This window comes from Glycomyces lechevalierae, assembly GCF_027622945.1.
Taxonomy (GTDB): Bacteria; Actinomycetota; Actinomycetes; order Mycobacteriales; family Micromonosporaceae; genus Glycomyces; species Glycomyces rutgersensis.
In genome coordinates this window covers 49,497-63,231 of sequence record NZ_JAPZVQ010000006.1, presented here as the reverse complement: position 1 = coordinate 63,231, position 13,735 = coordinate 49,497, and the positions used below count along the sequence as shown (strand labels likewise).

The following is a 13,735-nucleotide window of genomic DNA, read 5'->3' as shown; positions in this document are numbered from 1 at the left end:
GGTCTCCTCAGATCAGGTGGGTGCGGACGCCGGCTTCGCGCAGGGCGCGCAGGGTGGGCGGGCCGCCCGGGTGGGTGGCCTCGTCGCCCGCGGCGGCGTCGGTGACGAACTCGTGGGCGGCCTCGAGGGGCGCGACGCGACTGAAGGCGCGCACGCCGAGCTTGGTGGCGTCCGCGACGGCGATGGTGCGGGCGGCCTGGTCGAGGCCGATCTGCTTGACGGCGGCGTCGTCGATGGAGAACTCGGACCAGCCGTGGTCGGCGTGGACGCCGCCGATGGACATGATGAACCGGTCGAAGGTCAGGGACGCCAAGGTGCGCAAGGCGAGCGGGCCGACGAGGGACCGTTCGCCGGGGCGGGAGCGGCCGCCGACGACGAGGAGTTCGATGCCGGGCCGGTCGGCTAGGACGGCTGCGGCCTGGAGGCTGAGGACGGCGACGGTGAGCGGGCCGCGCGCGGCGAGGTGCTCGGCGACGTGGACGGTGGTGGTGCCGGCGTCGAGCAGGACCCGCGTGCCGGGTTCAATGAGGGCCGCGGCGGCCGCGCCGAGGCGGTCCTTGGTGGCGGCCTGCCAGGAGGCGCGCACGAGGTACCCGTCGTCCTCTGCGACGGCGCGGGTGGCGACGGCGCCGCCGCGCACGCGGCGCACGAGGCCACGCCGTTCGAGTTCGTCGAGGTCGCGGCGCACGGTCATCTCGGAGACGCCGAGGCGCTGGGCGAGTTCGGCGACCGAGACTTGCTCGGTGTTCTGCACGAGGCGCAGCGTCAGGTCGAGGCGGTCCGCGATGCTCATGCCACGAACCTAACACCCGATTGTTTGAACGAACAATGTGATGTTCGTTCTAGGGGAGCGGGTCCCCCGGCTTCACGAGGCCGGTCTGGTAGGCGATGACGACGAGCTGGGCGCGGTCGCGGACCCCGAGCTTCGTCATGGCCCGGTTGACGTGGGTCTTCGCGGTGAGCGGCGAGAGGTAGAGCTTCGCGGCGATGTCGTCGTTCGAGAGGCCGTGCGCCGCCAGCGCGAGGACTTCGCGCTCCCGTTCGGTCAGCGCCGCAAGGGGTTCGGGGCTCGGCAGCGGGCCGGGCTCGTTCTGGTCGAGGAACCGGCCGATCATGCTGCGCGTCGCCTTGGGCGACAGGAGCGCCTCGCCCGAGGCGACGACGCGGATGGCCCGCACCAGGTCCGCGGGTTCGACGCCTTTGCCGAGGAACCCGCTGGCGCCCGCGCGGAGGGCGAGGACGACGTTGTCGTCGTTCTCGAACGTGGTGAGCACGAGGATGCGCACGCCCGCGAGGTCGTCGTCGGCCGCGATCCGCTTCGTGGCCTCGATGCCGTCGACCTCGGGCATGCGGATGTCCATGAGGACGACGTCGGCGCGCTCGGAGCGGGCGAGCTCGACCGCTTCGCGGCCGTTGGCGGCCTCGCCGACCACTTCGAGGTCGGGTTCGGAGCCGATGATGAGCGCGAAGCCCGCGCGGATGAGCGCCTGGTCGTCGGCCAGCAGGACTCGGATGGTCACGGGGTCTCCTTCACAGCGGTCAATGAGCACTGGCGGGCAGTTCGGCGTGCACGGTGAAGCGGCCGTCCGCGGCTCCGGTGGTGACGGTGCCCCCGGCGGCGGCGGCGCGCTCGCGCATCCCGACGATGCCGTACCCCGACCCGGACGCCTTGGCGCCCTTGTCGATCGGATTCTCGATGTCGATCGAGACGGTGCCCGGGGCGTACGTGATCGCCAACTGCGCCCGGCCGGTCCCGTACTTGTGGGCGTTCGTCAGCGACTCCTGCACGATCCGGTACGCGGCCAGGTCGACCACCGCCGGGAGGGCGCGCGCGTCGCCGGTCTGCCGGTGCTCGACCCGGAGTCCGGCGGCGGCGAACGAGTCGAGGAGTTCGGCCAGCCGCGCGAGGCCGCGGGTCGGCTCGGTGGACCGCTCGCCGGCGTCCTCGGGGCTGCGCAGGACCCCGACGACGGAGCCGAGCTCCTGCATCACCGTGTCCGCCGCGCGCCGGATGTGCGCCAGTGCCGGGCCGACGGCCTCCGGGCGGGACTCGAGGACGTGCGCGGCCGCTCCGGCCTGCACGTTGATGACGGCGATGTGGTGGGCCACAACGTCGTGCAGCTCCCGGGCGATCCGCAGCCGTTCTTCGGCCACGCGGCGCCGGGCCTCCTCCTCGCGGGTCTCCTCGGCGCGGCGGGCGCGGTCCTCGACTTCGTCGATGTAGGCGCGGCGGCTGCGGGTCGCGTCCCCGATCGCCACGACGGCGATCGACCAGGCGGTGACGCCGAAATTGCCCGGGGCGATCCAGCCGCCGTCGCCGAACGCGCCGGAGGCGAGGTACATGGCCGCGATGCAGGCGCCCGCGACAAGCCAGACCCGGCGCCGGCCGGTGCGCCGCGCGAACGTGTAGGCGACGATCAGCCAGGTGACGATCAGCAGCGGATGGCGGTACCCGGTGGCGATCATGACGCCGACCGAGACCGCGGTGTCGAGGATGAGCAGCCGCTCGGGCCACAACCGCCGGGCGGCCAAGGCGAACAGCGCGGTGGCCGCGGCGAGGACGTGTGCGACGACCGAGTCGGCGATGGTGAAGTCGCCGCCGCGGGGGCCGTGTCCGTCGCCGAAGAAGTAGCCCATGAAGAACAGTCCGACGAAGGCCACCGCGAAGGCGGTGTCCATGAGCGTCGCGTGCCTGCGCGTCCACGCCCGAGTCGTCCCCCATGCCATGGCGAAATCGTACGCGCGCATAGGTTCGCAGGTCATCGTCCACGCGCAGTAGCAGTGGACGCCGCGTCTACCGCAACCGCGGTAGTGCGGCGGCCCGCGTCCGGACGACGACGAGTACGGGTCCCGGATCAGAGACTTGACCGCATGATCGAAGTACACGACCTCACCAAGCGCTACGGCGACAAGACCGCCGTCGACGGCCTCGCCTTCACCGTCAAGCCGGGCATCGTGACCGGCTTCCTCGGACCGAACGGCTCGGGCAAGTCGACGACCATGCGCATGATCCTCGGCCTCGACCGGCCGACCTCCGGCACGGCCACGGTGAACGGCCGCCCGTACGCCGAGCACCCCGACCCGATGTTCCAGGCCGGCGCGCTGCTCGACGCGAAGGCCGTCCACACCGGTCGCACCGCCTACCACCACCTGCTCGCCCTCGCCGCCACCACCGGCATCCCGAAGTCCCGCGTCGACGAGGTCATCGACATCGTCGGCCTGCACGAGGTGGCCCGCAAGCGGGTCGGCGGGTTCTCCCTGGGCATGGGCCAGCGCCTCGGGATCGCCTCGGCGCTCCTCGGCGACCCCGAGGTGGTCATCCTCGACGAGCCGACGAACGGCCTCGACCCCGAGGGTGTCCTCTGGATCCGCAACCTGATGCGTGATCTCGCCGCACAAGGACGCACCGTGTTCGTCTCTTCGCACTTGATGAGCGAGATGGCGCTGACCGCCGAGCACCTGATCGTGATCGGCAAGGGCCGCCTGATCGCCGACGTGTCGGTGAGCGGATTCATCGAGAGCGCGTCCAACGAGAGCGTCCGGGTGCGCTCGCCGCACGCGAACGCCCTGCACGACCTCATCTCCGGTCCCGGGACCACGGTGCTCAGCATCGACCGCGGCCTGTTCGAGGTCACGGGCCTGTCCGCCGAGGAGATCGGCGACCGGGCCGCGGGCGCCGGCATCCCGGTGCACGAGCTCACCGTCATCCGTCCGTCCCTCGAGGAGGCGTTCATGGAACTCACGAAGGACGCCGTCGAATACCAGTCCGCCACGATCGGAGCAACCCGATGACCACCGCAATCGCCGCCCTCCCCCGCAAGCGGGTCAGCCTGCCGCGGGTCCTGAAGAGCGAATGGATCAAGTTCTGGTCGGTGCGCTCGACCCTCATCACCCTGGGCATCGCCGTGCTGCTGCTCATCGGGTTCGGGCTCCTCGCCTCGTCCCTGTACGGGGACGGCAGCGACCCGGGCGGCCCTCCCGGCAACGAGCCGACCGATCCGATCAGCGCGAGCTTCACCGGCACGAACTTCGCGGTGCTGGCGTTCGGGGCGCTGGGCGTCCTGTTCACGGCCGGCGAGTACAGCACGGGGATGATCCGCTCCTCGATGGCGGCCGTGCCGAAGCGGCTGCCGGTGCTGTGGGCCAAGGCCGCGGTGTTCGCCGCCGTGGTGTTCGTCGTGGCACTCGCCGCTTCGGCGGTCGTCTTCACCGTGGGCCAGTCGCTCATCGACGGCGGCGCTTCCTGGTCCGACCCGGGCGTGGCCCGCGCGGTCGTCGGCACCGCGGGCCTGCTCACCGGGTCGGGGCTGCTCGGGGTCGGGCTCGGCGCGCTCATGCGCTCCACGCCCGGCGCGATCACGACGCTGTTCGGCGTCATGTTCCTGCTGGCCATGGTGGCCGCGCTGCTGGTGCCGGAGAGCTGGAGCGATGTCGTGCAGTACCTGCCGTCCGAGGCGGGGGACGCGTTCACGGCGGTGACGCAGCAGGAGGACGCGCTCTCACCGCTGGCCGGGCTGACCGTGTTCAGCGGCTACATCGCCGCCACGCTCGGCGCGGCCGCCTGGCGCATCAAGCGGTCCGACGTCTAGCCGGTCGGTCGCCGGAGAGCGGCGATACGCATACGGGAGGGCACCTCTGGGAGGTGTCCTCCCGTCGCGTCTTCAAAGGCCCGCTTCGGGCTTGCCTGCCAGCCGACAGATAACGGTTCGGGGAGTAATTAGTTGAATCGGGCGACCAAACATTGACACCACGATATGGGATATAGGAATCTGTCCATACATCGCTGCGGGGCCGCCCGTCCCGCCGCGATCGGTATCGCCCATCGCACCGCCGCGTCGACGCGGACCGTCCCCGGTGCTCCGAAAGGAGAATCTCCTTTGATACGCAAGGCATTGCGACTGCTCCTCGCAGTCCCCGTCGCCCTCGCCATGATGGCGGTCCCCGCCGCCTCCCAAGCCGAAACACCCGCCGCCGCCGCGAACCTGACCGCGACCCAGATCGTGGCGGCCATGCAGCCCGGCTGGAACCTCGGCAACACCTTCGACTCGATATGCTGCGGCGCCGACGAGACCGCCTGGGGCAACCCGCGCGTCACGCAGGCGCAGCTCGCGGCCATCCGCGCCCAAGGCTTCAACAGCATCCGCATCCCCGTGAGCTGGGGCAACCACCAAGGCGCCGGCCCCGACTACACGATCGACCCGGCCGTCATGGCCCGCGTCCAGGAAGTCGTCCAGATGGCCCTCGACGAGGGCTTCTACGTGATGATCAACATCCACCACGACTCGTGGCAGTGGGTCAACACCATGCCGACCCAGCACGACACCGTGCGCGCCCGCTACGACGCGACCTGGACCCAGATCGCCGACGCCTTCAAGGACTTCCCGCCGGAGCTCGTCTTCGAGAGCATCAACGAGCAGGGCTTCGACGGCCTCACCGACGCGCAGAGCTTCCCGTACATCGCCGAGCTGAACAGCTCGTTCCACGACATCGTGCGCGGCTCCGGCGGCGGCAACGCCTCGCGACTGCTGGTCCTGCCGACCCTCCACACGGGCGGCGACCAGGCCGCGATGGACGAGCTGTCCTCCGAGATCGCGGCCCTGAACGACCCGATGATCGCCGCGACCATCCACCACTACTCGTTCTGGCCGTTCTCGGTCAACATCGCGGGTTACCCGACGTACAACGCCGAGGTCCAGGGCTACCTGGAGGACGACTTCAACCGCTTCTCCAACACGTTCGTGGCCAAGGGCATCCCCGTGATCATCGGCGAGTGGGGCGTCCTCGACAGCGGCTACAGCGCGGTCGAGCGCGGCGAGCTGCTGAAGTTCTTCGAGCACTTCGGGTACGTGGCGCGCTCCAAGGGCATCACGACCATGTTCTGGGACAACGGCTCCCACTTCGACCGCACCGCGCTGCAGTGGCGGGACCCGGAGCTGTTCTCGTACATCTCGTCGGCCTGGACCACGCGCTCCGGCACGCTCTCGTCCGACCTGCTGTTCGTCGACTCGACCGACCCGATCACCGACAAGTCGGTCACGCTGAACACGAACGGCCTGTCCTTCACGGACGTCTACTACGGGACCAAGCGCCTGAGCGCCAGGAAGGACTACGTCGTCCGGGGCAACACCCTGACGCTGAAGGCGGGCCTCCTCGCCAGTCTGCTCCCCGACCGGACGCCGGGCAAGCAGGCGCAGTTGTCGGTCCGATTCTCGGCCGGCGTGCCCTACAAGCTCAACGTCGTCAGCCACGAGACCCCGGTCCTGCAGAGCGCCACCGGGACCACGGCCTCGCTGCTGATCCCGACGGACTTCAACGGCGACCGCATCTCGACGCTGGAGGCCAAGTACGCCGACGGCACGAACGCGGGCCCGCAGAACTGGACCCCGTTCAAGGAGTACGGTGCGGCCTTCAAGCCCGACGCTGCGGCGGGGACGATCGAGATGACCCAGGCGTTCTTCAACGAGGTCACCGACGGCTCGACGGTGAACTTGACGATCCACTTCTGGAGCGGCAAGACCGTTACGTACACGCTGAACCGCAACGGCACCGCCGTCACCGGGACGGCCTGACCTGATGGACGACGGCCGGGGCGGCGCGCACTCGCCGCCCCGGCCGTTGTCGTGTAGTCCCTCATCGGGTCCTGAGCAGGCGCAGCCGCCCTGGCCGACTCGTCGATGCCGCGCTCGGGCAGGATGATGTGCATGAAGAAGGCGCTTTCCGACGAGTGGATCTACGTCGTGACGGACATCGAGGTCGACGGCCCTTGGCCGGGAGCCAACTCCATGCGGTCGTTCGCTTCGGTGGCCGTCTCGCTCGACGGCACCGAGCACGGCCGGTTCGAGGCGGTGCTCGAACCCCTGCCAGGAGCCGCCCCCAACGAGAAGACCCTGGCGTGGTTCCAGACCATCCCGGACGTGTGGGCCGCGGCCACTGAGGACCCGCAACCGGTTCACGATGTCATGTCCTCATACGCCGCGTGGGTGCAAGCCCTGCCGGGGAAGTGCATGTTCGCCGCTTCTCCGCTCGCCTTCGACGGCTTGTGGATCGACTACTACCTGCGCCGGTTCACCCGCTACGGCCTCATCCAGGGCCCCTACGAGGAGGACCGGATCTTCGACGGACCGGGCCTGTGCATCCGGAGCTACGCGGCGGCGCTCACCGGCCGCCCGGTCGCGGAGATGACCCCGGCCAACCTGCCCTCCGAATGGTTCGGCGACATCGAGCACACGCATAAAGCCCTCGATGACACTCTCGGGTACGCGAACCTGCTCATCGAACTCGCACGCCGGTCCGGTGCCGCCTCAATCGAGCAGGCATAGACCTGAGCCTGAGCCGCTCGACTCGGGGGTTGCGCGTGCATGAGCGACTTTGTCGTCGGGATCGGCTTGCGGTTCAGGCGGGCGGCGACGGAGAGGTGGATTCGGGGTGGGGTTGCTTGGCGGGTGGCGGGTTTGGTCGGGGCGCGGCGGGCGGCGCCGTTTCCCTTGGGGTGCAGGTGGGTCGGGCTGAACATGAATGTCTTCTCACCCTGTGAGTGATGACAGTGGGGTGTGGTGCGAGGGATGATTGATGTACGCACAGGGATACGGAAAACGTACAGGTGGCGAGTAGGTGCAAGCAGACTACGCCAAGCCTCTGGCCGAAACCCAAACCGGACCGATTCCGAGATCAGCGCCTTGACGGAGCACTGGTCTCAGTCCCCGCGTGCTATCGGGATCCACAGCGGACCACGGCCCCAGGGGGCCGTGCTGGGTGGGAGATCGTTGGTCGGGATCACCTCGACCGCGGCAGTGCTCTGAACGAGGCACACCTTGGCAAGACAGCGAGCGCGAGCAGCAACGCCAGATCGGGCATTAGAGGACCCGACTCGGCGACGACACCCGCGCCCGCGAACAAACAGGCCGGTCGCTCAGCTTTCCCCACTGGAACTGAGCGACTGGGACTCGAACCCACCCGCCTTCACGGCGGCCACGATGCTGTCGTGGACGGGTCGGGGGACGTTCGGCAGCAGGGCCTCAAGGTCGCTGTGCCTCGCTTCGGTCCAGCCGGCCTTCACGTTCGAGAAGATCGAGAGGGTGTGGGTGATCTGGTAGGGCAGCATGCCGCTGCCTTCCAGGCCCTGGCGGAGGTCCGAGAGCGAGATCGATTGGTAAGTGACAGGGCGGCCGAGTGATTCGGTCAGCACCTCGGCGATCTCGTTCCCGCCGATGGGGGTGGGGCCCTCGAGTTCGTAGGTCCGGCCCGCGTGGCGACTCTGGTTGCCTGCGGCCAGGTCGCGGTCGGTTTCGACTGCGACTCGGACGGCGATGTCGGCAAGGTCTTCCTTGGCGACGACCGAGACTCGGCCGTCGCCGAACGGGGCCGCGAAGATCCCGGTCTCGGCGGCCATCGCCGCTCCGGTGAGGGCCAGGCCGAGGGGGATCTCGGTGTAAAGCCCGTTGCGGAGGATCGTCACCTCGAAGGGGCCGTTGGCGAGTCGGTCTTCGGTCCAGCGGTGCGGCAGGGCGATGGTCATGCGTTCGCCGGAGGAGGCGAGGCTCGTGTAGATCACGTGCTTCACACCGGCGGCCCTGGCGGCGTCGGCCACTGCGCCGTGGCGGGCCAGGACGATGTCGTCCTCGGCGTACCCGGCGGAGATGAAGACCAGGACGTCGACGCCTGCGAAGCCCTCGGCGAGGGAGGCGGGGTCGTCGAAGTCGATCCGGCGGGCGGCCGAGCCGTCCCCCTTGCGGGTTCCCGGCACCACCTCGATGTCGTCGATGCCTTTGAGGCCGTTGAGGATGAGGCCGCCGAGGCCGCCGGTCACACCGGTCACGAGAATCATCGGGCTGCTCCTTGCGCTGTAAGGTTCGAATGGCAGCCCGAGATTCGCACGAGTCAGCCGACTCCGTAAGGAGGCACTTCTGTGTCAGCCACGAACACGGCCGTAACTCCCCAGGTCGCGGCCCCTATTCCCGAGGGGCCCTGTGGGGATGACGACTGCGGGATCAGGGACGTGCTCGACCGCTTGGGCGACAAGTGGACCGTGCTGGTCGTCGTCGAACTCGCCAAGGGCGTCCGCCGGTTCCGCGAGCTCGAACGGGCCATCCCGGGGATCTCGCAGCGGATGCTGACCTTGACGACGAAGCGCCTCTGGCGCGACGGCCTCGTGGAGCGCACCGTCTATCCGACGATCCCGCCGCAGGTCGAATACCGGCTCACGCCGGTGGGCCACAGCCTCGCCGGGATGGTCAACGGCCTGGCGGACTGGTCCCGCGAACACAAGGACGCCATCGCCACCGCCCGCGCCACTTGGGACGCAGACCAGGAAGCGGACCGCCTCTGATCAATCGCCAGTGGCCCACTGAGGGCCGGAGTGGTTCCAGGTGTCGCCGTTGGGAAGCTCCTCGACGACAGGCACGCCCTTGCCGCTCGCGTTCACAAGCCGCGCGATGCGGCGGGCGCTGGTCTTGCCGATTTGGACCGACCAGGAACGCAGATGCCGACGAACCTTTGAGCCGGAGTTCGGGTCCCTGGCAGGGCGGACGGCCGGGTACAGGCCGTAATTGTCGTAGGCGAAGCCCTCTCGAGCGCTGACGGCCACCATCGTCGACATCTCGCCTCCGAGGCGCTCATGCCAGATCACCACGCCGTTCGCGTCCTCCCACCGCACGAAGATCCGGCCCCTGCCGATGCTGGGGCGCACCGTGATGCCGTCGGGGTCGGTCTCGACGACAGGGATCCTCATGATGGTTTTCCAGTTCAGAAAGATCGTGAGTACGCCCAGCAAGGCTCCCATGTACGTGATTGGAACGGGCACCGTCCCGATCCCCCGGAGGACGATGATCACGGGGGCCATGAGGAACACCGCCGAAATCAGGTAACCGAAGATGCCCGGATTCAGGTGGACGCGGCCGTAGACCGGTTCCGGGGCGGGAGGTGCGTCAGGGGATTCGGGGGGCATGCACCGATCCTATTCGAGCGGCGGCTTCGCCATGGGACGCGAGATTGCCCGCTCTTGAAGACATGAGCGGCCCTTGACCAGGGAGGTCAAGGACCGCACCGTCACACGGTCGGCAGGAAGACGCGCATTGCGGCGCTGCCTCGTTGCGCCCACCGGTGGTACGGGATGAGACGGAGTTCGGTCGTCGCCGCGCTGGCCGATTTCGGCGGTTCGGAGCGGTAAGGCAGTCCTGGCCGCGCTCCACCCCCGGCGAACACCGCTTGGATTGTGGCTCCGTCCGATTCGGGGCGCAGGGGCTGCGACGGGTCCACTCGGAGATCCTCGATCGTCGCCGCTTCTGGGAAATCCGTGGATTCCGCGCAGAGCACGAGCGGGCCGCGTTCCACTGCTACGCAACCTCTCACGGCGTCGATCCGCTCATCGGGCCAGGTGAACCGGGGTTCGACCGGCAGGCTGAGTTCGACAGTCATCCCCACCTTCAGCGGGCCCCGGATCGCCGCCCAGCCAGGTTCGACCGCGAACGCGGCCGTCTCGTCGGCGAGGCTCGCGCCGTCGGCCCAGTGCGGGACGCGGAGTCGCAGTCCGATCGGCTCACTCGGGGTCTCCAGGACCTCGATCCGGATCGCGCCCTCCTGCGGATATTCGGTGGTGATCCGCAGGGCCAGTTCCCCGTCGCCGATCTCGATGCGCATGTCGCCGTTGGCGTATTGCAGCAGTGAGACCCGGTTCCCCTCGACCGAGGCGGCGTAGGCCTGCCAGCTCGCAAGCGTCCGCGCGAGGTTGGTCGGGCAGCATGACACGTCGAACCAGGGCGCGCGCACGCCGCCTTCGGCGCGCGGGTTGACCTCGTCGGGGCGCACATCCGCTGCGGCGCTGCGCTGGTGGAGCGGGTTGGCGTAGAAGAAGGCCTTGCCGTCCTCGGCCGGGGAGGCGGCGATGACGTTGTAGAAGGTGCGTTCCATCAGGTCCGCGTACCGCGCCTCCCCCGTCGCCAGGTAGAGCCGCCACGACACCATGTTGGAGGCGATGCCCGCGCACGTCTCGCAGTAGGCACGGTCCGGCGGGAGTTCCCAGTCCTCGCCGAAGCCCTCATCCTGGTGGCGCGAGCCCATGCCGCCGGTGAGGTAGGTGCGGCGTTCGACGCTTCGTTCCCATTGGCGCTCAACAGCGTTGAGCAGGCCGGAGTCGCCGGTGTCGACGGCGACGTCGACCGCCCCGGCGGCCAGGTAGAGCGCTCGGACGGCGTGGCCGCGCCAGGCGTCGGCCTCCCGGACCGGGATGTCGTCCTGGAAGTAGGAGGCGTCCAGCAAGGTCACGGGCTTCAACGTGCCCCGTCCTCGTCGTTCGATGAACAGGCGGGCCTGCTCGGTGTAGCGGGGTTCGCCGAGGGCGCGGCCGAGTTCGGCGAGGCCGACTTCGATCTCGGGGTGGCCGCAGATGCCGTCGCTGCCGTCGGCGCCGAAGGTGCGGCAGACCTCGTCGGCCGCGCGCCGGGCGACCTCGACGAGTTTGTCCTCGCCGGTCGTCCGGAGGCGCGCGACGGCGGCCTGCAGCAGGTGGCCCGTGCAGTACAGCTCGTGCCCGGAGGACAGGTCGCTGTACCGTTCCGCTTGGCCCGCATGGCCGTAGCAGGTGTTGAGGTACCCGTCGTCGTCCTGCGCGGCGGCCACCCGCTCGGTGAGGGACGCGAGGGCCTCCTCGGCCCAGGGCGAGCCGGTGCGGCCGTGCTCCCAGGCCAGGGCTTCCATGAGCTTGTAGATCTCCGAGTCGGAGAACTGCCAGCCGGGCCGTCCGCCGCCGGTGTCCCCGCGGGCGACGCGGTCGAAGTTCGTGATCCAGCCGAGGCGTTCCATCCACTCCAGACAGTGCTGGAGGGTGGCGGCCGTGTTGACGGCCTGGAGGCCGCCCCAGAAGCCGCCGCGGAGCCGGAACTCGCCGAGGCCGAGTCCCCGCGGGCCGCCGGGCGGGTCGACGGGGACGGTCGCGGTGTTGTCTCGCACTGGTTCAGTCCTTCACGGCCCCGGCGGTCACGCCGGCGGCCACATATCGTTGGGCGACGACCAGGAGGATCGCCGCGGGGAGCGAGGCGACGACGGCGGTGGCCATGATCGCGTTCCACTGGGTCGTGTTGTTGCCGATGTACTGGTAGATCCCGAGGGTGATCGGCACGTACTCGCTCGAGCGGTTGAGGGTCGAGGCGAAGATGAAGTCCGACCAGGCCCACAGGAACGCGAAGAGCGACACCGTGAGCGTCGAGTTGCGGCTCACCGGCAGGACGATCTTGGTGAACGTGCCCCAGGCCCCGGCGCCGTCGACGCGGGCGGCCTGGATGAGCTCCTTCGGGATGCCCGCCATGAACGTCGTGTAAAGCAGCACGCCGAAGGGGACGGCGATCGTGGAGTCGGCGATGATGAGGCCCCACACCGTGTTCAGCATGCCGAGCCGCACGTAGATCGCGTAGAACCCCATGGCCATGACGACCGCGGGGACCATCTGGGCCACGAGCAGCAGGAAGTTGAGCGCCCGCCCGCCGCGCAGGTTCAAGATCGCGAGCGCGTACCCCGCCGGGGCGGCGATCACGACCGTGAGGAGGACGCAGCCGATGCCGATGCCGAGGCTCGTGCCGAGCGCCGGGAGCTGCTGGCCGAGCGCGGAGTCGAACCCTTCGAGCGTGGGGTGCACCGGGAACCAGTTGGTCTGGCGCAGTTCGTTGGTGGGCGTGAGCGAGACGTTCACCATCCAGTAGACGGGGAACAGCATGATCGCGGTGAAGACGAGGCCGAGGCCGGTCTTCCACCATGTCCTTGCGGTGGTCATCGGCGTTCTCCGTTCCGCTGGATGCGCAGGTGGACGAAGCCGAAGACGAGCGCGATGACGATGAGCAGGTTGCCGATCGCGGCGGCGGGCGAGAAGTCGGGCTGCCCGGTGCCGAAGGCTTCGCGGTAGGACCACACGGCGAGGGTGAGCGAGGCGTCGCCGGGTCCGCCGGTGGTCATGATCCAGATGACGTCGACGACTTTGAGCGTGTAGATGAAGCCGAGCAGCAGCGTGATCGCGGAGACGGGCCGCAGCAGGGGCAGCGTGATGTGCCAGAACTGCTCCCGCGCGTTCGCCCCGTCGAGCGAGGCCGCCTCGTAGGTCTCCGGAGGGATCTGCTGGAGTCCTGAGTAGAGGATCACGAGGTTGAACGGGATGCCGAGCCAGATGTTGGCGGCGATCACGGCGGTGAGCGCGGTGTCCGGCGAGGTGAGCCAGTTGATCTGCTCGCCGCCGAACGCCTCGATCACGGAGTTGACGATCCCGTTCTCGCTGTTGAGCATCCACGCCCACGTGGAGGACGAGACGATGAGCGGCAGGAGCCACGGCACGAGGAACAGCGCGCGCAGCACCCCGGAGAGCCGGAAGTTGTTGCGGAAGAACACTGCCAGCGCGAGTCCGATCGCGTATTGGAACGCGATGGAGACGACGGTGAACAGCGCCGTGTTCAGCAGGGCGGTGCCGAACGAGTCCGAGCCGAAGACCTCCGCGTACTTGGCGAAGCCCACGAATTCGGGGTTGCCCTGCACGAAGGCCCGCACGGTGTAGTCGTGGAGGCTCAGTTCCACGTTGCGCCACAAGGGGTACGCGTAGAACACGAGCAGGTAGGCGAGCAGGGGCGCGGCGAAGCCGAACGCGGTCCAGCGGGACGCGCCCTGCCTGCGGCGGGCGCCCGGGCCGGGGGGCGGGCGGGGGGGGGGGGGGCGCCCGCGGGGGGGGGGGCGGCGCGGCGGGGGGGGGGCGGGGGGGGGGGGG

General features: G+C 69.3%; 13 protein-coding genes. 5 read left to right on the top strand and 8 right to left on the bottom strand.

The genetic code is table 11. The annotated features are described in order from the left end of the window. Positions 1-7 precede the first annotated feature (7 nt). Genes O2L01_RS12045 through O2L01_RS12035 form a run of 3 tightly spaced genes read right to left on the bottom strand, consistent with a single transcriptional unit; the run spans position 8 to position 2,727 of the window. Positions 8-793 carry a DeoR/GlpR family DNA-binding transcription regulator gene (locus tag O2L01_RS12045; protein ID WP_270122183.1) on the bottom strand — a complete coding sequence of 262 codons (786 nt, stop codon included), beginning with the start codon at positions 791-793 and terminating at the stop codon, positions 8-10. Positions 794-842: 49 nt separating this feature from the next. Then, the gene (locus O2L01_RS12040; RefSeq protein WP_270122182.1) at positions 843-1,520 is read right to left on the bottom strand and encodes a response regulator; all 678 of its coding nucleotides are present in this window, start codon (positions 1,518-1,520) and stop codon (positions 843-845) included. A 19-nt stretch (positions 1,521-1,539) separates the two neighbouring features. Next, the gene (locus O2L01_RS12035) at positions 1,540-2,727 is read right to left on the bottom strand and encodes a sensor histidine kinase (protein WP_270122181.1); all 1,188 of its coding nucleotides are present in this window, start codon (positions 2,725-2,727) and stop codon (positions 1,540-1,542) included. A 144-nt stretch (positions 2,728-2,871) separates the two neighbouring features. On the opposite strand from O2L01_RS12035, the gene O2L01_RS12030 reads away from it, so the two are divergent. The 4 genes from O2L01_RS12030 (at position 2,872) to O2L01_RS12015 (ending at position 7,319) form a co-directional block, all read left to right on the top strand. After that, positions 2,872-3,792 carry an ATP-binding cassette domain-containing protein gene (locus O2L01_RS12030; RefSeq protein ID WP_270122180.1) on the top strand — a complete coding sequence of 307 codons (921 nt, stop codon included), beginning with the start codon at positions 2,872-2,874 and terminating at the stop codon, positions 3,790-3,792. Beyond that, positions 3,789-4,589: a hypothetical protein gene (locus tag O2L01_RS12025; RefSeq protein ID WP_270122179.1), complete on the top strand. Its 801-nt coding sequence runs from the start codon at positions 3,789-3,791 to the stop codon at positions 4,587-4,589. The genes O2L01_RS12030 and O2L01_RS12025 overlap by 4 nt, the downstream gene beginning before the upstream one ends. A 288-nt stretch (positions 4,590-4,877) precedes the next feature. Continuing rightward, positions 4,878-6,569, top strand: coding sequence for a cellulase family glycosylhydrolase (locus O2L01_RS12020; RefSeq protein ID WP_270122178.1), 1,692 nt, complete (start codon positions 4,878-4,880; stop codon positions 6,567-6,569). Positions 6,570-6,701: 132 nt separating this feature from the next. Then, entirely contained in the window at positions 6,702-7,319 is a 618-nt protein-coding gene (locus tag O2L01_RS12015) for a hypothetical protein (RefSeq protein ID WP_270122177.1), read from the top strand. Between the two features lie 590 nt (positions 7,320-7,909). Here O2L01_RS12015 and O2L01_RS12010 read toward each other — a convergent pair. Next, on the bottom strand, positions 7,910-8,824 hold the full coding sequence (locus O2L01_RS12010) for an NmrA family NAD(P)-binding protein (protein WP_270122176.1): 915 nt from the start codon (positions 8,822-8,824) through the stop codon (positions 7,910-7,912). A gap of 81 nt (positions 8,825-8,905) precedes the next feature. On the opposite strand from O2L01_RS12010, the gene O2L01_RS12005 reads away from it, so the two are divergent. Further along, on the top strand, positions 8,906-9,325 hold the full coding sequence (locus tag O2L01_RS12005) for a winged helix-turn-helix transcriptional regulator (RefSeq protein WP_374727645.1): 420 nt from the start codon (positions 8,906-8,908) through the stop codon (positions 9,323-9,325). Here O2L01_RS12005 and O2L01_RS12000 read toward each other — a convergent pair whose 3' ends face one another. The 4 genes from O2L01_RS12000 to O2L01_RS11985 form a co-directional block, all read right to left on the bottom strand. Next, positions 9,326-9,943 carry a hypothetical protein gene (locus O2L01_RS12000; RefSeq protein ID WP_270122174.1) on the bottom strand — a complete coding sequence of 206 codons (618 nt, stop codon included), beginning with the start codon at positions 9,941-9,943 and terminating at the stop codon, positions 9,326-9,328. It lies immediately after the preceding gene. Positions 9,944-10,044: 101 nt separating this feature from the next. Further along, positions 10,045-11,943, bottom strand: a complete 1,899-nt coding sequence (locus O2L01_RS11995) for a glycoside hydrolase family 127 protein (protein ID WP_270122173.1) — start codon at positions 11,941-11,943, stop codon at positions 10,045-10,047. Between the two features lie 4 nt (positions 11,944-11,947). Next, the gene (locus tag O2L01_RS11990; RefSeq protein ID WP_270122172.1) at positions 11,948-12,760 is read right to left on the bottom strand and encodes a carbohydrate ABC transporter permease; all 813 of its coding nucleotides are present in this window, start codon (positions 12,758-12,760) and stop codon (positions 11,948-11,950) included. Further along, the coding region (locus O2L01_RS11985) for a carbohydrate ABC transporter permease (RefSeq protein WP_416259804.1) at positions 12,757-13,735 on the bottom strand (979 nt) is incomplete at its 5' end. The genes O2L01_RS11985 and O2L01_RS11990, both read right to left, overlap by 4 nt.